Genomic DNA, 18,469 nt, shown 5'->3' with positions numbered 1-18,469 from the left:
GTTTTACGACCTTTGCGCCTGGTTGGGGTGGGTGTGCTCCTACCGTTCCGGCCCACTGGAGCGACAGTGCTGCGGTGGTGGTTTGCGAACGTGGAGGACCCGATGGCTGGACGGCACACCCGACTTCTCGCGGCGGTGGCCGCCGCGGGCCTGGTGCTCGCGGGGTGTGGGGGCGGTGGCGGCGCGAAGGGCGACGACATCGGCAGGTTGGAGATCATGGCGCCGGCGGATCCGGGGGGTGGGTGGGATCAGACGGCGCGGGCGATGCAGGCGGCGATCGACGGGGCGGGGCTGGCCGATTCGGTGCAGGTGAGCAATGTCGGTGGCGCGGGCGGCACGGTGGGGTTGCAGAAGTTGGCGACCGAGCGGTCGGAGAGCTTCCTGATGGTGACCGGGCTGGTGATGGTCGGCGCGGTGGAGACCAACGGGGTGGACAAGCGGTTGGAGGACACGACGCCGATCGCGCGGTTGACCGCGGAGGACGAGGTGGTGGTCGTGCCCGCCGATTCGCCGTATCGGACGATCGAGGATTTGTTGGCGGCGGTGGACGCCAAGGGCCAGGGTGTGACGATCACCGGTGGTTCGGCGGGCGGCACGGACCACATCCTGGCGGGGATGTTGTTGCAGGCGTTGGAGATCGATCCGGCGAAGTTGAACTACGTGCCGTACTCGGGTGGTGGTGAGTCGTTGGCGGCGTTGTTGGGCGGGAAGGTCGACGCCGGGATCTCGGGTGTGGGCGAGTACGTGGAGCAGATCAAGGCGGGCAAGCTGCGGGCGTTGGGCACGTCGGGGCCGAAGGAGCACCCGGAGTTGAAGGTGCCGACGTTCAAGAAGCTGGGCACGGGCGTGGAGCTGATCAACTGGCGTGGGGTGGTGGCGCCGGGGTCGATCTCGGTGGCGGCGAAGGACCGGCTGGTCAAGGTGGTGACGGACATGCACGCGAGTCCGCAGTGGCAGGAGGAGTTGGCGAAGAAGGGCTGGACGGACACGTTCCAGACCGGGCACGACTTCTCCACGTTCCTGACCATGGAGATCGGCCGGATCAAGCCGGTGTTGCAGGAGATCGGCCTGGTCAAGTGACGTCTGCGGACACGAACCCGGCGCCGGGGGCGGCGCGGTCGGCGAAGGTGGAGGAGTACGTCTTCGCCGGCCTGGTGGTGGCGTTGGGCGTGTTCACGCTGGTGGACGCGACCACGATCGCGACGCGGGGTTCGCTGGGCGCGGTGGGGCCGCGCGCGTTCCCGTACGCGGTGGGGGCGTTGCTGGTGGCGACGGGGGTGGCCACGATCGTGGCCACCCTGCGTGGCCGGTTGGGCGCGGCGGAGGACGCGGAGGACGTGGACTCCACCGTGCGCACGGACTGGGTGACGGTGGCGAAGCTGGTCGCGGTGCTGGTGGCGCACCTGGTGTTGATCGACGTGGCCGGGTGGCCGGTGGCGGCGGTGGTGCTGTTCTTCGGCGCGGCGTGGTCGTTGGGCGCGGTGTGGTGGAAGGCGCTGGTCGTCGCGGTGGTGTTGGCGCTGGTGGTGCAGGCGCTGTTCGCGTCGGGGCTGGGGTTGTCGCTGCCGGCCGGGGTGTTGGAGGGGGTGCCGTTGCTCGATGGGTAGCCTGACCGCTCTGCTGGAGGGTTTCGCGACCGCCGCGCAGCCCGAGTACCTGCTCTACGCCCTGCTGGGTGTCACCCTGGGCACCGCGGTCGGGGTGTTGCCGGGCATCGGCCCGGCGATGACGGTGGCGTTGTTGCTGCCGTTGACGTACTCGCTGGAGCCGACCGCCGCGTTGATCATCTTCGCGGGCATCTACTACGGCGGCATGTACGGCGGGTCGACCACGTCGATCCTGCTCAACACGCCGGGCGAGTCGTCGTCGGTGGTGACGGCGCTGGAGGGCAACCGGATGGCGCGCGCCGGGCGGGGCGCGGCGGCGTTGGCGACGGCGGCGATCGGGTCGTTCGTCGCGGGCACGATCGCGACGATCCTGCTCACCGCGGTGGCGCCGGGCATCGCGGAGCTGGCGGTGCGGCTGGGTCCGGCGGACTACGTGGCGTTGATGGTGGTGGCGTTCACGACGGTGGCGGCGCTGCTGGGCGCGTCGCCGGTGCGCGGGTTGGCGTCGTTGGGGCTGGGCCTGTTCATCGGCCTGGTGGGCACGGACACGTTGACGGGGCAGCAGCGGTTCACGCTGGGTGTGCCGACGTTGTCCGACGGCGTCGACGTGGTGGTGGTCGCGGTGGGGGTGTTCGCGGTCGGCGAGGCGCTGTACGTGGCGGCGCGGCTGCGGCACGGCCCGGTCGAGGTGGTGCCGGTGGGCGGGAAGTGGATGACCGGCGAGTTCTGGCGGCGGTCGTGGAAGCCGTGGCTGCGCGGCACCGCGATCGGGTTCCCGATCGGCACGATCCCCGCGGGCGGCGCCGACGTGTCCACGTTCCTGTCGTATGCGGCGGAGAAGAAGCTGTCCAAGCGGCCGGAGGAGTTCGGGAAGGGCGCGATCGAGGGTGTGGCGGGGCCGGAGGCGGCGAACAACGCCGCGGCGGCCGGGGTGCTGGTGCCGCTGCTGACGCTGGGGTTGCCGACCACGGCGACGGCGGCGGTGATCGTGGCCGGGTTCCAGAGCTACGGCATCCAGCCGGGTCCGCTGCTGTTCACCAACGACTCGGCGCTGGTGTGGGCGTTGATCGCGTCGCTGTACATCGGCAACGTGATGCTGCTGGTGCTGAACCTGCCGTTGGTGAAGATCTGGGTGAAGGTGCTGCAGATCCCGCGGCCCTACCTGTACGCGGGGATCCTGCTGTTCGCGGCGTTGGGCACCTACGCGGTGAACTTCGTGGTGGACGACCTGGTGGTGCTGCTGGTCATCGGGGTGGCGGGGTTGTTCATGCGGCGGCACGGCTATCCGGTGGCGCCGTTGGTGGTGGGGCTGATCCTGGGTCCGATGGCCGAGGAGCAGGTGCGCCGCACGTTGCAGATCAGCGAGGGCGACCCGGCGGCGTTGGTGACCAGCCCGTTCGCGGCGGTGGCCTACGGGCTGTTGGCGGTGGCGCTGCTGGCGGCGGTGGTGTCGCGGGTCCGTCGCCGGGCCTGACCGTCGTCCGCGTGCCCGGCCCCAGGGGCGATCCCACCCCTGGGGCCGGGCACGGTCGTGTTCGGCCCCGCACCACCCCCGGAGCGTGTCCCTTGCGGAATCTCGCCCGTTCACGTGAAGATATCCCGGTCCAGACGCCTGTCGACCGGAGGATTTCCATGACGTCGCCGTACGGGCTGCACCGCGTCCTCGAACCCGCCGGGGTGCTGCCGCAGCAGGCCCTCCGGCTGGACGCCACCCCCGTGTGCGGGCCCGACGAGGTCCTCGTCGACGTCACCCGGCTCAACCTCGACGCCGCCTCCTACCGGCAGCTGCGCGAGCGGCACGGCGTCGACGGCGTCCGCCGCGCCGTGCTGGACATCGTCGCCGACCGCGGCAAGATGCAGAACCCCGTCACCGGATCGGGCGGCATGCTGCTGGGCACGGTCCGCGAGGTCGGCCCCGACTCGCCGCTGGGCCTGCGCGTGGGCGACCGGATCGCGACCCTGGTGTCGCTCACCCTCACGCCGCTGCGCATCACCGACGGCCTCGCCGCGTGGGACGGCGCCGACGAGCAGGCGCCGTGCGAGGGCACCGCGGTGCTGTTCGGCCGCTCCATCGCCGCCGTGCTGCCCGACGACCTACCCGAACCGCTGGCCCTGTCGGTGCTGGACGTGTGCGGCGCGCCCACGTTGACCGACCGGGTCGTGCGCCGCCGGGACGCGCCGTCGGTGCTGGTCCTGGGCGGCGGCGGCAAGTCGGGGTCGCTGTCGCTGGCCGCCGCCCGCCGCGCCGGCGCGTCCCTGCTCGTCGCCCTGGTGCCGACCGCGGGCGAGGCCGACGCCGTGCGCGCCGCGGGCCTGGCCGACCGGGTGGTCGTCGCCGACGCCCGCGACCCCGTCGCGGTGGCCGAGGCGGTCGGCGACCGCGTGGACGTGACCGTGGTGTGCGTGGACGTGCCCGGCTGCGAGCACGGCGCGATCCTGGCCACCGCCGACGGCGGCACCGTGGTGTTCTTCTCCATGGCCACGTCGTTCCCCGCCGCCGCGCTGGGCGCCGAAGGGCTCGCCGCCGACGTGGAGATGCTCGTCGGCAACGGCTACGTGCCGGGTCACGCCGCGTTCGCCCTGGACCTGCTGCGCGGCGAACCTGCCGTGCGGGCCCTGTTCGAGCACCGGCAGACTCGGCAGGCGTGACTACAGTGAACGGCGACCCGGCGTCGACGCACCCGTCGACGCGCCTGCTCGTGGGCGGGCGCATCCACTCCCCGACCGCTCCCGACGCCACCGCGATGGCGATCACCGACGGCACCGTGGTGTGGCTCGGCCAGGACGGCGCGGGCCGCGCCCTGCACCCCGACGCCGAGGTCGTCGACCTGGCCGGCGCGTTCGTCGCCCCGGCGTTCGTCGACGCCCACGTGCACGCCACCTCCGCCGGGCTGCTGCTCACCGGCCTGGACCTCACCGGCTGCCGGTCGCTGACCGAGCTGCTCGACGCCGTGCGCGCCGCCGACGGCCCCCTGGTCTGGGGGCACGGCTGGGACGAGACCCGCTGGCCGGAGAACCGGCCGCCGACCCGGGCCGAACTCGACGACGCCGCCCGCGGCGCCCGGGTCTACCTGTCCCGCATCGACGTGCACTCCGCGCTGGCCTCCACCGCGCTGCTCGACCTCGCCCCCGACGCCCGCGGCGCCGACGGCTGGCACCCCGACGGGCCCCTCTCGCGCGCCGCGCACCACCACGTGCGCCGGGCCGCGAAGGACGCCATCCCCGTCGACCGGCGCCGCGCCGCCCAACGGGCATTCCTTCAGCACGCCGCGGCACGCGGCATCGCGTCGGTGCACGAATGCGCCGGACCCGACATCTCCGGCCGCGACGACCTCGCCGACCTGCTCGCCACCGACCTGCTCGACGTCGCCGGCTACTGGGGCGGCCTCGACCCGGTCGACCTGCCCGTGCGCGGCCTGGCCGGCGACCTGTTCGTCGACGGCGCCCTGGGCTCCCGCACCGCCGCGCTGTGCGAGCCCTACGCCGACGCCGACACCACCGGCGCCCTCTACCTCGACGCCGACGCCGTCGCCGAACACCTCGTCGCCTGCACCCGCGCCGGCCTGCAGGGCGGGTTCCACGTCATCGGCGACGCCGCCGTCGCCACCGTCGTCGACGGCTTCGCCCGGGCCGCCGCGATCGTCGGCGCCCCGGCCCTCGCCGCCCGCCGGCACCGCCTCGAACACCTGGAGATGATCACCGGCGAGCAGGCCGCGCGGCTGGCCTCCTGGGGCGTCGTCGCCTCCGTGCAACCCCTGTTCGACCACGAATGGGGCGGAACCGACGGCATGTACGCCCGACGGCTCGGCGTCGAACGGGGCACCGCGCTCAACCCGTTCTCCCGCCTCGCCGCCGCCGGCATGATCCTCGCCCTGGGCTCCGACGCCCCCGTCACCGCCGTCGACCCGTGGGCCGCGATCAAGGCCGCCGTCCACCACCGCACCGACGGCCACGGCCTCTCCCCGCGAGCCGCGTTCAACGCCCACACCCGCGGCGGCTGGCGCGCCGCCGGCGTCGACGACGGCGTCACCGGCACCCTGCAACCCGGCGCGCCCGCCACCTACGCCGTGTGGGAGGCGGGGGAGCTGGAGGTCGCCGCCCCCGACAGCCGCGTGCAGCGCTGGTCCACCGACCCGCGCTCCCGCGTCCCCGCCCTGCCCGCCCTCGACGGCCCCGCGCCCACGTGCCTGCGCACCGTCCTGCGCGGCCGCACCGTCTACGACCGGGAGGCGTGAGGTGAAGGTCTTCATCTCCTGGTCGGGGGAGGCGGAACGGCGGTTCGCGCTGTTCCTGCGCGAATGGCTGCAACTGGTCGTCCAGGCCGTCAAGCCGTGGATGTCGGACAAGGACATCGCCAAGGGCTCGCCGAGCATGGCCGAACTCGCCGGTGCCCTGGAAGGGACCTCGTTCGGGATCGTCGTGCTGTCGGCGGCCAACCAGCACTCGCCCTGGATCAACTTCGAAGCAGGCGCCATCTCCAAGAGCGTCGGCCAGGCCAAGGTCGTCCCGCTGCTGCTCGACCTCGCCAAGACCGACGTCACCGGCCCGCTCAGCCAGTTCCAGGCCGTCGACGCGGGCGAGAAAACCGAGATCCTCGCCCTGCTCGACGCGGTCAACGCCGCACTGCCCGAGCCGCTGCCCGCGCAGAGGCTGGGCAGGTTCCTCGACCGCGAGTGGGACGACTTCACCGCCACGGTGGCCGACTTCCGCGCCACCGCACCCGGCCACGGGCCGGTCCGCTCCGACCGCGACCTGCTCGACGAGATCCTCGAACTGACCCGCGGACTCCGGCGCGCCACGCCGCTCCTGCCGCCGACCGTGGGCGGAGGGCCGCCGCAAGCCCTCACCGACGCCGAGACCCGGGCCCTGGAGCGGCTGCGGCCCACCCTGCGCGCCGTTTACGTGCTGCGCGAGATCGAGGGCCTGTCCGTGGCCGAGGTCGCGGCGACGCTCGGCATCTCCCCGTCCGCCGTGTACCCGCAGCTCGCGCGCGCACGCGCGGAGATCCGCAGGCTGACCGACCCCGAAGAACAGGAGTGAAGCAGATGGCGTTGCTCGACCTCGACCCGAAGGTGGTCGCTACGGCGCGCGAACTCGCCGCCCGCGCCGCCGAACCGGTGGTGGCCCTCGCCCGGGCCCACACCACGGTGGCGGTCGAGCGCGCCACGCTCCGCCTGGCCGGCATCACCGGCGCCGACACCACCCACCGCGCCGGCGACGTCCCCTGGGTCAACCGCGTCGTCGACACCGTCCGCGAGCACTGCGGCCTCGAACACGGCGTCACGCTGCCCGTCTTCCACGCCCTGCGCGAGCACGACCTCGCCACCCTCACCGACCTGGCCGAGGCCACCGCCGCCGGACAGGTCCGCTACACCCTCCCCACCGGCCGCGACCGGGAACGCGCGCGCAAAGCCGCCACCGCCGCCGTCACCAAGGGCCTGCGCACCGTCGACCGCAACCGCGCCCAACGCGACAAGCTCGTCGCCAAACTCGGCGACCCGCCCCGACGCCCCTGGATCTACCTCATCGTCGCCACCGGCGACATCGACGAGGACGTCGTGCAGGCCCGCAACGCCGCCCGCGCCGGCGCCGACATCATCGCCGTCATCCGCTCCACCGGCCAGTCCCTGCTCGACTACGTCCCCGAAGGCGCCACCCACCACGGCTTCGCCGGCACCTACGCCACCCAGGAGAACTTCCGCATCATGCGCGCGGCCCTGGACGAGGTGTCCCACGAGGTCGGCCGGTACGTGCGGCTCACCAACTACGCCTCCGGGCTGTGCATGCCCGAGATCGCCGTCCTCGCCGGCCTGCAACGCCTCGACATGATGCTCAACGACTCCATGTACGGCATCCTGTTCCGCGACATCAACCCGATCCGCACCTTCGTCGACCAGCGGTTCTCCCGCCAGGTCCACGCCCGCGCCCGCATCGTCATCAACACCGGCGAGGACAACTACCTCACCACCGCCGACGCCGTCGACGCCGCGCACACCGTCACCGTGTCCCAGCTGCTCAACGAGCACTTCGCCCACGAAGCAGGCCTGCCCGACCACCTCCTCGGCCTCGGCCACGCCTTCGAGATCAACCCCGCCGTGCCCGAGTCGTTCCGCCTCGAACTCGCCCACGCCCTGCTGGCCCGCGAACTGTTCCCCGACGCGCCGCTGAAGTGGATGCCGCCCACCAAGCACATGACCGGCGACGTGTTCCACGGCTACCTGCTCGACGGGTTCTTCAACCTCGCCGGCCTGCTCACCGGCCAGTCCATCCTGCTCGTCGGCATGATGACCGAAGCCGTCGTCACCCCGTTCCTGTCCGACCGCGACCTCGCCCTGCGCAACGTCCGCTACGTCCTCGACGCCGCCGGCGGACTGCGCGAGGACTTCCGGCCCGCCCCCGACGGACTCATCGTCAAACGCGCCCACCAGGTCCTCGGCGACGCCGTCGACCTGCTCGCCCGCATCGTCGACGACGGCCTGCTCGACGCCATCGCCGACGGCACCTTCGGCCTCATGAAACGCCCCGCCGACGGCGGCAAGGGCGCCGACGGCGTCGTGTCCAAGGCCGACGACTACCACAACCCGGCCGCGGACCTGCTGGAGGCACACCCGTGAAGCGCCACGTCCGCCCCTACGGCGACACCACCGGCGACGGCATGGTGCAGACCTCGTTCACCCTGCCCCTCCCCGCCGGCCCCCACGCCGACGGCGCCGCGCAACAACTCGCGAACAAGATGGGCATCGACCCCGCCATGGTCGTGCACTCCCACCCCGTCGGCGACGACTTCACCTTCTTCGTCGTCTACGGCTCCGTCCGCCACATCGTCGACCTCGACGACGTGCGCGTCGTCGAACGCGAGTACCCGCTGCTGACCCCCGCCGAGATCAACACCGCCCTCAAGAAGCTCCTGCGCCGCAAACTCGTCGTCGTCGGCGCCTGCATCGGCACCGACGCCCACACCGTCGGCATCGACGCCATCCTCAACATCAAGGGCTTCGCCGGCGAGAAAGGCCTCGAGTACTACCGCGAGCTCAAGGTCGTGAACCTCGGCGCGCAGGTCTCCGTGCCCGAACTCGTCCGCCGCGCCCGCGCCGAGAAAGCCGACGCCGTCCTCGTCTCCCAGGTCGTCACCCAACGCGACGCCCACCTCCTCAACACCCGCGAGATGTCCGCCGCGTTCCGCGAGGCCATGGGGGAGCGGCGACCGCTGCTCATCGCCGGCGGACCCCGCTTCGACCCGCTCATGGCCGCCGAGCTGGGCGTGGACCGCGTCTTCGGCCGCGGCACCACACCCGGCGAGGTCGCCAGCTACCTCACCCACGCCATCCGGACCAAAACCACCACCGCCCCGACCGCGACCGCGCGGACCACCGACGCCCGCAAGGAGAACGCGTGAGCCTCACCGAGGGATTCACCGTCACCCACCGCCGCTACGTGCCCCACTCCCACGCCCACTACGGCGGCAACCTCGTCGACGGCGCCTACGGACTCGGCCTGTTCGGCGACGTCGCCACCGAACTGCTCATCCGCACCGACGGCGACGAAGGGCTCTTCGCCGCCTACTCCGCCGTCGAGTTCCTCGCACCCGTCCAGGCAGGCGACGTCATCGAGGCCACCGCCACCCTCGTCCGCGTCGGAACCCGCTCCCGCGAGATCGACTTCGAAGCCCGCGTCGTGTGCCGCAGCGCCCCCGACCGCGGCCCCTCCGCCGCCGACGTCCTCGACCCGCCCGTCGTCGTCACCCGCGCCCGCGGCACCGTCGTCGCACCCGAGAAACCCCAATGACCACGGTGGGTGACCACCCTCGGTGACCACGCCGGGTGAGCGTTCCGTCAGTCGCCGGCCTCGGGGTCCGCGCACACGTCCACCAGGTTCACCCGGTGCTCCAGCCGCAGCTCCTCGGCCAACTCCCCGGCGTCCACCCCGAACGCCTCCACCACCCGCAACGACGCCGGCGTCCCCTCCACCCGCGCCGCGTCCGCCAGGTCGTCCCGGCCCGAGGCCCGCAACTGCGCGGTCAACCGGGCGTGGTTGTCCGCCTGCGTCCGCTCGTCGCGCACCTCCCGCACCCGACGGTCACCGCGCAGCTCGCCCGCCACCCGCCGCATCTCCTCGTCGCTGTCCAACAACACCTGCAACGCCGCGCAGTGCGGCGTCGGGGTGCCCGTGACGTGACGGCCCGGCGCGAACAACGCCACCGCCACGACCACACCCGTGACCAACGCCAGGGCCACGGTCGGCAGCAGCGGTCCGCGGAACACACCCCCCACCCTGCCACGCCCCGTGCCCGACCGGCGACCCGACGTCACCGCACGCCCGCACGCGCCCGCACCCCGCCCTCTGCCACTATCGACGCGTGATCAGCATCGACCCGGCCTCGCCCGTGCCGCCCTACGAACAGGTGCGGTCCCAGTTCGCCCGCGCGATCACCGACCGCGACCTGGCCGTCGGCACCCGCCTGCCCACCGTGCGGGCCCTGGCCGCCGACCTCGGCCTCGCCGTCAACACCGTCGCCCGCGCCTACCGCGAACTCGAGGAAGCCGGCCTCATCGAAACCCGCGGCCGCGCCGGCACCGTCGTCAGCGCCGCCGGGCAACGCGGCCGGGAACGCGTCCTGCGCGCCGCCCGCGCCTACGCCGCCACCGCCCGCGACCAGGGCCTCACCGGCGACGAAGCCCTCGACATCGTCCGCGCCGCCCTCACCGACACCCACCACCCGTAGGGTGACGCGCGTGGCCACCGAACCCGCCGCCGACCCCGCCCGGACCCTCGCGGTGCTGTGGCGCACCGGCGCCCACCGCGGCCGCAAGGACCTCGACGTCGACCGCATCGTCACCGCCGCCGTCCACCTCGCCGACACCGAAGGACTCGCCGCGCTGTCCATGCGCCGCGTCGCCGACGCCCTCGGCGTCGGCACCATGTCCCTCTACACCCACGTGCCCGGCAAAGCCGAACTCCTCGACGCCATGGTCGACGCCGTGCACGGCGAGACACCCCGGCCCGCCGACGTGCCCGGCGGGTGGCGCGGCCGGCTCGCCCGCATCGCCCGCGACAACCGCGACCTGCACCTGCGCCACCCCTGGCTGCTGCAGGTCCCCGCCAACCGCGCCGTCCTCGGACCCCACGTCGTCGCCAAGTACGACTACGAACTGCGCGCCGTCGACGGCATCGGCCTGTCCGACCTGGAGATGGACTCCGTCCTCACCCTCGTCCTGGCCCACGTCCGCGCCGCCGTCCAGGTCACCGTCGACGCCGACCGCACCCGCGACCGCACCGGCCTCACCGACGACCAGTGGTGGCAGACCGCCGCGCCGCTGCTCGCCCGCGTCCTGGACCCCGCGCGGTTCCCCGTCGCCGCCCGCGTCGGCGCCGCCGCCGGCCAGACCCACGGCGCCGCCTACGACGGCGACCACGCGTTCACCTTCGGCCTGGACCGCGTCCTGGACGGCATCCAGGCCCTCGTCGACAGCCGTCAGTAGGGGCGCTTCGGCATCATCACCCACAACGCCAGATAGATCAGGAACTGCGGCCCCGGCAACAGGCACGACAGCACGAACACCCACCGCACCGTGCTCGCCCGCCACCCGTACCGGGCCGCCAGCCCCGCGCACACACCCGCGATGATCTTCCGGTCCTGAGGCCTGGTCAACGTGGTCATGCCTCCACCCTCCCCGCGCTCACGCCACCGGACATCGGTGGGAACCCTGATTTCCTACCCCCACCGGCCACGACCCAATCCCGGGGCAACCCCGCACGTCCCCACACGTCACCCCCGCCCACACGGTCACCCGTCCGTGTGATGCTTCGGGGGTGCGCGAGGTCTTACAGGGCGTGCTCGACGCCCAACGGGAATTCACCGACGAGTACACCGACACGATGCGGCGCCGCGGCGAACTCGTCCGCGACCGGATGACCGCGTGGCTGCGGGCCCGCGTGCACTCCGCGAGCCGCTCACCCACACCCCGCGACGGCTGGTACGTCGTGTACCTGTTCGACGCCCGCGGCGAGAGCGTCTACCTCACCCTCATGCAGGGCACCACCACCTGGAACGGCACCTCGCCCGTCGACCGGCCCGTCGCCGAACTGCGCGCCGGCGCCGACCGTGCCCGCGCGGCGCTCGCCCGCGAACTGGCCAGACGACCCGACCTGCTGCCCGCGATCGCGCTCAAGGGCAGCCGAGGCAAACGGGCACGAGGCTACGAGCACGGCACCGTGGCGGCGTTCGACTACCGACGCGACGCCCTCCCGACCGACGACGTCCTCGACACCGACCTGCGGTTCCTCGTCTCCGTGCTGGGACGGCTGCACGAGGTGGAAGAAACCCCCACCCCACCCGGAGACGAGCAGGCGCCCGAAGTCGCCGACGCCGTCGCGTCCGCCGCACGCGCCGCCGGCCGCCGCGGCACCGGCCAGGGCTTCGGGCTCGGCCAGGCCGAACGCACCGCGATCGAGACCCACGCCGTGGCCCGCGCCCGCCGCTACCTGGAGGCACAGGGCTTCACCGTCCTCGACGTCGGCGCGACCGAGTCCTACGACCTCGACGCCACCCGACCCGGCGAACGGCTCTACGTCGAGGTCAAGGGCACCACCTCGAGCGGCGAAGAGGTCGTCCTCACCCGCGACGAGGTCCGGCTCAACGCCGACCGGTACCCGCACACCATGCTCGTCGTCGTCGGCGACATCGCACTGGACCGGAGCACCACACCGCCACGCGCCACCGGCGGCCGCATGAGGGTCGTGCAGCCGTGGAAGGTGGCGGGGGAGGACCTCACGCCCCTGGCCTACCGGTACCGCACGGGTGGGCGCGGCGGTGGCGGGTCACGACCGGGTGCGGGGTCGTGACCGGCGGCTCGTAGGCTGAACCGGTGGTCGCAGCCCCCGTGACGCCGGATCAACCCGTCGCCGACACGCCCCCCGCCCGCCGCCGGGACGTGCGCGGCACGCTGCTGCGGACCCTGCTGGCCGCCGTCGGCGGGGCCGCGGTGTTCCTCAGCTTCCCCCCGCGCACGACCTGGTGGCTCGCGCCCGTCGGGTTCGCCGTCCTCGGCCTGCTCCTGCACGGCCGCCGCGCCCGCGCCGGGTTCGGCCTCGGCCTGGTGTGGGGACTGGCGTTCATGGCGCCCCTGCTGCGCTGGACCGGCGAGTTCGTCGGCCTCATCGCCTGGCTCCCGCTCGCCCTGCTGTGCGCGGTCCTCGTCGCCGTCGGCACCGCGGTCATGGCGGTGGTGTCCCGGCTGCCCGGCGCGCCGCTGTGGATGGCGCTGGTGTGGGTCGCCGACGAGGCCCTGCGCGCCGTCGTGCCCTTCGGCGGCTTCCCCTGGGGCAAGATCGCCTTCGGCCAACCCGAAGGCTGGTACCTGCCGCTGGCCTCCCTCGGCGGCGCGCCCCTGATCGGGTTCGCCGTCGCCCTCACCGGCCTCGGCGCCGCCCACCTCGTCCGCGACTGGCGCGTCGGCGCGCCCGCCCTCGTGCTGCCCCTCGCCGCCGGCATCGCCGCCACGACCTTCGTGCACACCGACCCCGACCAGGGCGTCGCCACCGTCGCCGCGGTCCAGGGCAACGTGCCCCGCGCCGGCCTCGACTTCAACGCCCAGCGCCGCGCCGTGCTCGACAACCACGTCGCCCGCACCCTGCAACTGGCCGAGGACGTCCGCGCCGGCCGCGCCGAACAACCCGACCTGGTCATCTGGCCGGAGAACTCCTCCGACATCGACCCCTTCCGCAACGTCGACGCCGCCAACCAGATCCAGCGCGCCACCGAGGCCATCGGCGTGCCCGTCGCCGTCGGCGCCGTCGTCATCGACCCCGACGACAAGCTGCCCCGCAACACCGTCGTGCTCTACGAACCCGGCGTCGGCCCCACCGACACCTACACCAAGCGGCAGCTGCAGCCCTTCGGCGAGACCATGCCCTACCGCGAGTTCTTCCGGATCTTCACCGACACCGTCGACCGCGCCGGCACCTTCCAACCCGGCACCGACCCCGAGGGCTTCACCATGGGCCCCGCCAAGGTCGCCATCGACACCTGCTACGAGGTCGCGTTCGACGGCGTCGTCCGCGACTCGATCACCGAAGGCGCGAACCTCATCGCCATCCCCACCAACAACGCCACCTTCGGCTACACCGAGATGACCTACCAGCAACTGGCCATGTCCCGCGTCCGCGCCGTCGAACACGGCAAATCCGTGATCGTCTCCGCCACGAGCGGCGTGTCCGCCATCGTGCGGCCGGACGGGTCCGTCACCCAGCGGACCGGCCTGTTCACCGCCGACGCGCTGGTGGCCACGGTCCCGCTGCGCGGGGAGGCTACGCTGGCCACCCGGCTCGGCGCATGGCCCGAGTGGGTGATGACCGCTCTGGGCCTGACGGCCGTGGCGATCGCCTTGACAGTGACACGACGACGGACGCGTCCGACCCCTGGTGCGGGGGTCGGCGAGGAGGACACGGATGGCGGACCAGCAGGCGCAGCCTGACCGCGAGCTCGGGCCGGTGCTGGTGGTGATCCCGACCTACAACGAGCGGGACAACATCGGGAAGATCGTGCAGCGGCTGCACACCGCGCTGCCGGACGTGCACGCCCTCGTGGTGGACGACGGCAGCCCCGACGGCACAGGACAGCTGGCCGACGAGATGGCCGCCGCCGACGACCGCGTGCACGTGCTGCACCGCACGGAGAAAGCCGGCCTCGGCGCCGCCTACATCGCCGGCTTCGGCTGGGGCACCGACCGCGGCTACCAGGTGCTCGTGGAGATGGACGCCGACGGCTCCCACGCCCCCGAGGACCTGCCCCGCATGCTCGACGCCCTGCACGACGCGGACCTCGTGATCGGCTCCCGCTACGTGCCCGGCGGCACCGTGGTCAACTGGCCCAAGAAGCGCGAGTTCCTCTCCCGCGGCGCCAACCTGTACTCGCGGCTCGCGCTCGGCGCGTCGGTCAAGGACATCACCGCGGGCTTCCGCGCCTACCGCACCGACGTGCTGCGCAACCTCAAGCTCCACAACGTCGCCTCCGCGGGCTACTGCTTCCAGATCGACCTCGCCTGGCGCACCATCGAACTCGGCTACCGGGTCGTCGAGGTGCCCATCACGTTCACCGAGCGTGAGATCGGCGTGTCGAAGATGAGCGGCGACATCGTCCGCGAAGCGCTCGTCCGCGTCACCAAGTGGGGCCTGCGCCGCCGCGGCACCCAGCTGCGGGACCTGCTCGCCCCCAAGAAGACCAAGACCCCCAGCAACCGCTAGACCCCCGCGCACGCCGAAGGGGCCCACCGGAGAGATCCGGTGGGCCCCTTCGCACGTCGACGCGGTCAGGCGGTGCGGGTGCGCCGCCCCTTCAGCTCCTCCAGCCGCTCGTCCAGCAGCTCTTCGAGCTCCGGGATCGTGCGCCGCTCCAGGAGCATGTCCCAGTGCGTGCGCGGCGGCTTGACCTTCTTCGCCTCCGGCTCGGCGCCGTCGATGATCTTCGACTCCTGGCCGTGCAGGCGGCACTCCCAGGTGTGGGGGATCTCGGCGTCGTCGGAGAACGGGACCTCGAAGTCGTGGCCCTTGGGGCAGGCGTACCGCACCGACCGGCGCGGGGCGAGGTCGTGATTGCGGTCGGTCTCGTAGCTGACTGCTCCGAGCCGGCTACCCCGTAGAACGCGGTCGGCCATGGCGGTGTCCTTTCGCTCGGCTCAGGGCCGGGGCCCAGGCTTGTTGCTCACCGAGTGCAACGATCGGACTGCTCCGTTCGTTCCCGGCTTCACGGTCATCGTCGCCCACAGTGACGTCTTTCACCCGTCAACGAAGGCTTCCTCCTAAGGGATGCAATCGCGGCCGGATCGTGACGCGTTATCAAGCTACCGGGCGACTCCATCACACCGATGGAGTAGTCCTGGCAGAAGTCGTGCGGCTGCGACAGCTTAGACCGACCACGCAGGGCGACGTTACGGCGGGTTTAACTCGCCGGTAGTGACGTCCGTCATGGTTACGGTTACGCAAAGTTATTTCACGAAGTTCGGGGGAGGTCGCCACGCTGGGTGGCCGGTCGAGTGTGCTCGGTGGCGGACATGAGGATGAATCACCCGTCCGGACCGCACCCAAACGTCCAATCGGACGCTTTATCCGATCGATGACTTCAGTGTCACTCGAAAGAGTGCTTTTCGGCGAGTCGGTCGAGCAGCTCCCGTTGGGCCTTCACCAGCTTTACCCGCGCCTCGACCAGAGGAAACCAGGCCACCCGGTCCACCTCGGGGAACTCGCGCACCGTTCCGGACCCGCGCGGCCACTCCAGGGTGAACGTCCCCGGAACCACCCGGTCGGGGTCCAGGTCGCCCTCCAGGGCCCAGGCGGTCACGACCTTGCCGCCGGACTGCCGGACCTCGCCCAACGGCACCAGCTCGCCCTCGGGCACCGGCAGCCCCAGCTCCTCGGCGAACTCCCGGCGGGCGGTCGCCTCCAGGTCCTCCCCGTCCTCCGGCTCGCCCTTGGGGATCGACCACGCGCCCTCGTCCCGCCGCGCCCAGAACGGGCCGCCCATGTGGCCCAGCAGCACCTGCCGCCCGCCGTCGACCACCCGGTGCAGCAGGATCCCGGCACTGCGCCCGCCCGTCACGACCGACGCCCCGTCCCGCACCCGCCCACCCGACCGGTCCCGGCGCACGCAGTCCTCATGCGCACAGTGTGACCGTTCCCGCCCGTCACGTCCTGCGCCGGGTGCGCATGTGGATCTGCTCGCCCTGCTTGCCGAACAGGCTCAGGATCTCCACCGGCTCCGGACCCGCCGGCCCGAACCAGTGCGGCAGCCGCGTGTCGAACTCCGCCGCCTCGCCGGGCCCCAGCACCACGTCGTGGTCGGCCAGGATCAGCCGCAGCCGCCCCGACAGCACGTAGAGCCACTCGTAGCCGGTGTGCGTGCGCGGATCCGGCTCGCCCCGATCGGGGATGATCATCTTGAACGCCTGCAGGCCGCCCGGCTGCTGGGTCAGCGGGAGCACCGTCATGCCGTTGCGGCGCACCGGCACCGGCCTGATCCGCGGATCGCCCACCGGCGGCGCGCCCACCAGCTCGTCCAGCGGCACGCGGTGCGCCCGCGCGATCGGCAGCAGCAGCTCCAGGCTCGGCCGCCGCTGCCCCGACTCCAGGCGCGACAGGGTGCTCTTGGAGATCCCCGTCGCCTCCGCCAGGTCGGCCAGCGTCGCGCCCCGGCTCGTGCGGATGTGGCGCAGCCGCTCGCCGACCTTGTCCAGCACCTCGTCGGTCGGGTCGTCGGCGGTGTCGCCCGCGTCGCTCATGCGTGTCGTCCCGGGATCGGCAACAGGGATTGCCATTGTGGGACGACGGGAGGGTGGACGTCCAGCCGGGTCAGGTGAGGCTGAGCTGCCGGCCGTTCACGGTGTGCGGGCCGAGGTCGCCGGTGCGGTAGTGCGTGCGGCACAGCACCTGGTAGCGGACCTCCACGGTGTCCGCGGCGACCGTGTCGGCGACCAGCACGGTGTCCCCGGCGCGCACCACGTCGCCGTCGTGGACGCGGGCGTTGAACCGGCCCGGGCGCCCGCACCAGCACAGCACCTCGACCTGGATCGCGTTGAGCTCGTCGGCCAGCTCGAACAGCCGCTGCGAACCCGGGAACAGGCAGCTGCGGAAGTCGGTGGCCAGGCCGAAGCAGTAGACCTCGAGGTGGGCGTCGTCGGCGAGCTCGGCGAGCTGGTCGACCTGCTCGGCGGAGAGGAACTGGGCCTCGTCGACGATGACGTAGTCGACCCGGCTGCCCCGCGACCAGTGCTCCCGCACCAGCGCGCACAGGTCCATCTCCTCGTGGACCTCCAGCGCGTGGCGGACCAGGCCCATGCGGCTGGAGATGGTGGGCGTGCCGGAGCGGTCGTGGCGCACCAGCAGCAGCCCGCGGCGGCCCTGGCGGGCCTGGTTGTGGTCGATCTGCAGGGCCAGCGTCGACTTGCCGCAGTCCATGGGCCCGAAGAAGAACCTCAGCCTCCCGGTGGGCGGCAGGCCGCGGCCGACCCCGGCTGCGGGCACGGAGGACAGCGCGTCGGTCGGGTCCGGGGCGGGGATGATCGGTTCCACGGCGGGCCACCCTAGTGCGCGGTATCAGCGGGGCCGCCGCGACCTCCTCCGTGCGGTGGACGGAGTCGCCCCGCCCGGGGCGGCCCGACACCGCGGCCGTCCGCGCCGGGCCGGCCGACGACGTCCGAGGAGGAGTCATGCGCAGGATCGTCGCGTTGCTCGCGTTACCCCTGGTGGTGCTGGGGCTCGCCGTGTCGTCACCGGGTACCGCCGGTGCCGCGCCCGCCGGGGCGTGCACGTCGACCACCACGATCGAAACGCTCAAGTGGGCGCCGAACGGCAACGGCTACCTCGAGCCTGTCGGCACCTACTTCCACAACTACGTCGGCTCGGCGATGGCCGGCCTCGGCAGCTACCGGATCTGGCACGTCACCTACCGGGCCAACGGCGGCCTGGTGTTCCCCGTCTACGACTCCGCCTACGCGGTGCGCTGCAACCCCGACGGCACCGCCACCGCCCAGGTGGACCTCACCCGCACCGCGGAGGACACGCTGACGTCGTTCGACCTGCGCTGCGGCACGGCGGCGTTCACCGCGGGCAACACCTCCTACAGTCACGTCGGCAGCCGCTCGTCGTTCGGCACGACGTGGCGGTACTGGGGCACCACCGCGTCCACGTCGACGTTGCTGTACTGGGGTGTGACCGCGGCGCGCTGCGAGTAGGCGGCACCCGCGGGTGGGGGGGGGGGGGGGGGGGGGGGGGAAAAGACCCACAAAACCAAAAAAAGAAGGACTACAAACAAAACCCCAAAAAAAAAAAGAAGGGGAAGAAAAAAAAAAAAAAGAAAAAAAAAAAAAACA

Annotated in this window: 21 protein-coding genes; 15 read left to right on the top strand and 6 right to left on the bottom strand. The window is 72.5% G+C overall.

Going from position 1 to position 18,469, the window contains the following annotated elements; all coding sequences use genetic code 11:
- The first annotated feature begins 102 nt into the window (after positions 1 to 102).
- From ACZ7GX_RS30060 to kal, 9 genes are all read left to right on the top strand, one after another.
- Positions 103 to 1,080 (top strand): Bug family tripartite tricarboxylate transporter substrate binding protein, encoded by a 978-nt coding sequence (locus ACZ7GX_RS30060; protein WP_498781507.1) that lies wholly within the window; start codon positions 103 to 105, stop codon positions 1,078 to 1,080.
- Positions 1,077 to 1,607, top strand: coding sequence for a tripartite tricarboxylate transporter TctB family protein (locus ACZ7GX_RS30055; RefSeq protein WP_498781505.1), 531 nt, complete (start codon positions 1,077 to 1,079; stop codon positions 1,605 to 1,607). The genes ACZ7GX_RS30060 and ACZ7GX_RS30055 overlap by 4 nt, the downstream gene beginning before the upstream one ends.
- A complete protein-coding gene (locus ACZ7GX_RS30050) occupies positions 1,600 to 3,081 on the top strand; it encodes a tripartite tricarboxylate transporter permease (RefSeq protein ID WP_498781504.1) in 1,482 nt (493 codons plus the stop codon). The genes ACZ7GX_RS30055 and ACZ7GX_RS30050 overlap by 8 nt, the downstream gene beginning before the upstream one ends.
- Positions 3,082 to 3,239: 158 nt before the next feature.
- Entirely contained in the window at positions 3,240 to 4,256 is a 1,017-nt protein-coding gene (gene kdd, locus ACZ7GX_RS30045; RefSeq protein ID WP_498781503.1) for an L-erythro-3,5-diaminohexanoate dehydrogenase, read from the top strand.
- Positions 4,253 to 5,842, top strand: coding sequence for an amidohydrolase (locus tag ACZ7GX_RS30040; RefSeq protein ID WP_498781501.1), 1,590 nt, complete (start codon positions 4,253 to 4,255; stop codon positions 5,840 to 5,842). Before kdd ends, ACZ7GX_RS30040 begins: the two co-directional genes overlap by 4 nt.
- A gap of 1 nt (position 5,843) precedes the next feature.
- A complete protein-coding gene (locus ACZ7GX_RS30035; RefSeq protein WP_498781500.1) occupies positions 5,844 to 6,647 on the top strand; it encodes a sigma factor-like helix-turn-helix DNA-binding protein in 804 nt (267 codons plus the stop codon).
- A gap of 5 nt (positions 6,648 to 6,652) precedes the next feature.
- Positions 6,653 to 8,221, top strand: coding sequence for a lysine 5,6-aminomutase subunit alpha (gene kamD, locus ACZ7GX_RS30030; protein ID WP_498781498.1), 1,569 nt, complete (start codon positions 6,653 to 6,655; stop codon positions 8,219 to 8,221).
- A complete protein-coding gene (kamE, locus tag ACZ7GX_RS30025) occupies positions 8,218 to 9,003 on the top strand; it encodes a lysine 5,6-aminomutase subunit beta (RefSeq protein WP_498781496.1) in 786 nt (261 codons plus the stop codon). Before kamD ends, kamE begins: the two co-directional genes overlap by 4 nt.
- Positions 9,000 to 9,392, top strand: coding sequence for a 3-aminobutyryl-CoA ammonia lyase (gene kal, locus ACZ7GX_RS30020; protein ID WP_498781494.1), 393 nt, complete (start codon positions 9,000 to 9,002; stop codon positions 9,390 to 9,392). The genes kamE and kal overlap by 4 nt, the downstream gene beginning before the upstream one ends.
- A gap of 47 nt (positions 9,393 to 9,439) precedes the next feature.
- Here the strand turns inward: kal and ACZ7GX_RS30015 are convergent, their stop codons facing one another.
- A complete protein-coding gene (locus tag ACZ7GX_RS30015) occupies positions 9,440 to 9,868 on the bottom strand; it encodes a hypothetical protein (protein WP_498781493.1) in 429 nt (142 codons plus the stop codon).
- Between the two features lie 95 nt (positions 9,869 to 9,963).
- Here ACZ7GX_RS30015 and ACZ7GX_RS30010 point away from each other — a divergent pair, with 95 nt between their 5' ends.
- Positions 9,964 to 10,329, top strand: coding sequence for a GntR family transcriptional regulator (locus tag ACZ7GX_RS30010; RefSeq protein ID WP_498781491.1), 366 nt, complete (start codon positions 9,964 to 9,966; stop codon positions 10,327 to 10,329).
- Between the two features lie 10 nt (positions 10,330 to 10,339).
- Positions 10,340 to 11,086: a TetR/AcrR family transcriptional regulator gene (locus ACZ7GX_RS30005; protein WP_498781490.1), complete on the top strand. Its 747-nt coding sequence runs from the start codon at positions 10,340 to 10,342 to the stop codon at positions 11,084 to 11,086.
- Here ACZ7GX_RS30005 and ACZ7GX_RS30000 read toward each other — a convergent pair.
- Positions 11,080 to 11,265: a PspC domain-containing protein gene (locus tag ACZ7GX_RS30000; protein ID WP_498781489.1), complete on the bottom strand. Its 186-nt coding sequence runs from the start codon at positions 11,263 to 11,265 to the stop codon at positions 11,080 to 11,082. The genes ACZ7GX_RS30005 and ACZ7GX_RS30000 overlap by 7 nt on opposite strands.
- A gap of 152 nt (positions 11,266 to 11,417) precedes the next feature.
- Here ACZ7GX_RS30000 and ACZ7GX_RS29995 point away from each other — a divergent pair, with 152 nt between their 5' ends.
- From ACZ7GX_RS29995 to ACZ7GX_RS29985, 3 genes are read left to right on the top strand one after another with little or no spacing between them, the layout of a single operon-like run.
- The gene (locus tag ACZ7GX_RS29995) at positions 11,418 to 12,449 is read left to right on the top strand and encodes an MrcB family domain-containing protein (RefSeq protein WP_498781487.1); all 1,032 of its coding nucleotides are present in this window, start codon (positions 11,418 to 11,420) and stop codon (positions 12,447 to 12,449) included.
- 23 nt (positions 12,450 to 12,472) lie between these two features.
- The gene (gene lnt, locus ACZ7GX_RS29990; RefSeq protein WP_498781485.1) at positions 12,473 to 14,080 is read left to right on the top strand and encodes an apolipoprotein N-acyltransferase; all 1,608 of its coding nucleotides are present in this window, start codon (positions 12,473 to 12,475) and stop codon (positions 14,078 to 14,080) included.
- Positions 14,055 to 14,849 carry a polyprenol monophosphomannose synthase gene (locus tag ACZ7GX_RS29985; RefSeq protein ID WP_498781483.1) on the top strand — a complete coding sequence of 265 codons (795 nt, stop codon included), beginning with the start codon at positions 14,055 to 14,057 and terminating at the stop codon, positions 14,847 to 14,849. Before lnt ends, ACZ7GX_RS29985 begins: the two co-directional genes overlap by 26 nt.
- A 65-nt stretch (positions 14,850 to 14,914) precedes the next feature.
- Here ACZ7GX_RS29985 and ACZ7GX_RS29980 read toward each other — a convergent pair whose 3' ends face one another.
- The 4 genes from ACZ7GX_RS29980 to ACZ7GX_RS29965 all read right to left on the bottom strand — a co-directional run bounded on the left by ACZ7GX_RS29980 (position 14,915) and on the right by ACZ7GX_RS29965 (position 17,669).
- Positions 14,915 to 15,259 (bottom strand): RNA polymerase-binding protein RbpA, encoded by a 345-nt coding sequence (locus ACZ7GX_RS29980; RefSeq protein WP_053722354.1) that lies wholly within the window; start codon positions 15,257 to 15,259, stop codon positions 14,915 to 14,917.
- 470 nt (positions 15,260 to 15,729) lie between these two features.
- Positions 15,730 to 16,200: an NUDIX hydrolase gene (locus ACZ7GX_RS29975; protein ID WP_498781579.1), complete on the bottom strand. Its 471-nt coding sequence runs from the start codon at positions 16,198 to 16,200 to the stop codon at positions 15,730 to 15,732.
- A gap of 85 nt (positions 16,201 to 16,285) precedes the next feature.
- On the bottom strand, positions 16,286 to 16,879 hold the full coding sequence (locus ACZ7GX_RS29970; RefSeq protein WP_498781480.1) for a helix-turn-helix domain-containing protein: 594 nt from the start codon (positions 16,877 to 16,879) through the stop codon (positions 16,286 to 16,288).
- A 70-nt stretch (positions 16,880 to 16,949) separates the two neighbouring features.
- Positions 16,950 to 17,669: a thymidine kinase gene (locus ACZ7GX_RS29965; protein ID WP_498781479.1), complete on the bottom strand. Its 720-nt coding sequence runs from the start codon at positions 17,667 to 17,669 to the stop codon at positions 16,950 to 16,952.
- A 137-nt stretch (positions 17,670 to 17,806) separates the two neighbouring features.
- Here ACZ7GX_RS29965 and ACZ7GX_RS29960 point away from each other — a divergent pair, with 137 nt between their 5' ends.
- Positions 17,807 to 18,331, top strand: a complete 525-nt coding sequence (locus ACZ7GX_RS29960; protein ID WP_498781478.1) for a hypothetical protein — start codon at positions 17,807 to 17,809, stop codon at positions 18,329 to 18,331.
- The last annotated feature ends 138 nt before the right edge of the window (positions 18,332 to 18,469 follow it).

Source organism: Actinosynnema sp. NPDC037264 (genome assembly GCF_055603705.1).
The sequence above is the reverse complement of the archived record's forward strand: the minus strand, read 5'-3'. Positions and strand labels throughout refer to the sequence as shown.

Coding starts and splice junctions, on each gene's coding strand:
- ACZ7GX_RS29985 (WP_498781483.1), top strand. CDS start 14,055: ATGGCGGACCAGCAGGCGCAGCCTGACCGCGAGCTCGGGCCGGTGCTG.
- ACZ7GX_RS30000 (WP_498781489.1), bottom strand. CDS start 11,265: ATGACCACGTTGACCAGGCCTCAGGACCGGAAGATCATCGCGGGTGTG.
- ACZ7GX_RS29970 (WP_498781480.1), bottom strand. CDS start 16,879: ATGAGCGACGCGGGCGACACCGCCGACGACCCGACCGACGAGGTGCTG.
- kdd (WP_498781503.1), top strand. CDS start 3,240: ATGACGTCGCCGTACGGGCTGCACCGCGTCCTCGAACCCGCCGGGGTG.
- kamD (WP_498781498.1), top strand. CDS start 6,653: ATGGCGTTGCTCGACCTCGACCCGAAGGTGGTCGCTACGGCGCGCGAA.
- ACZ7GX_RS29960 (WP_498781478.1), top strand. CDS start 17,807: ATGCGCAGGATCGTCGCGTTGCTCGCGTTACCCCTGGTGGTGCTGGGG.
- ACZ7GX_RS29980 (WP_053722354.1), bottom strand. CDS start 15,259: ATGGCCGACCGCGTTCTACGGGGTAGCCGGCTCGGAGCAGTCAGCTAC.
- ACZ7GX_RS30050 (WP_498781504.1), top strand. CDS start 1,600: ATGGGTAGCCTGACCGCTCTGCTGGAGGGTTTCGCGACCGCCGCGCAG.
- ACZ7GX_RS30060 (WP_498781507.1), top strand. CDS start 103: ATGGCTGGACGGCACACCCGACTTCTCGCGGCGGTGGCCGCCGCGGGC.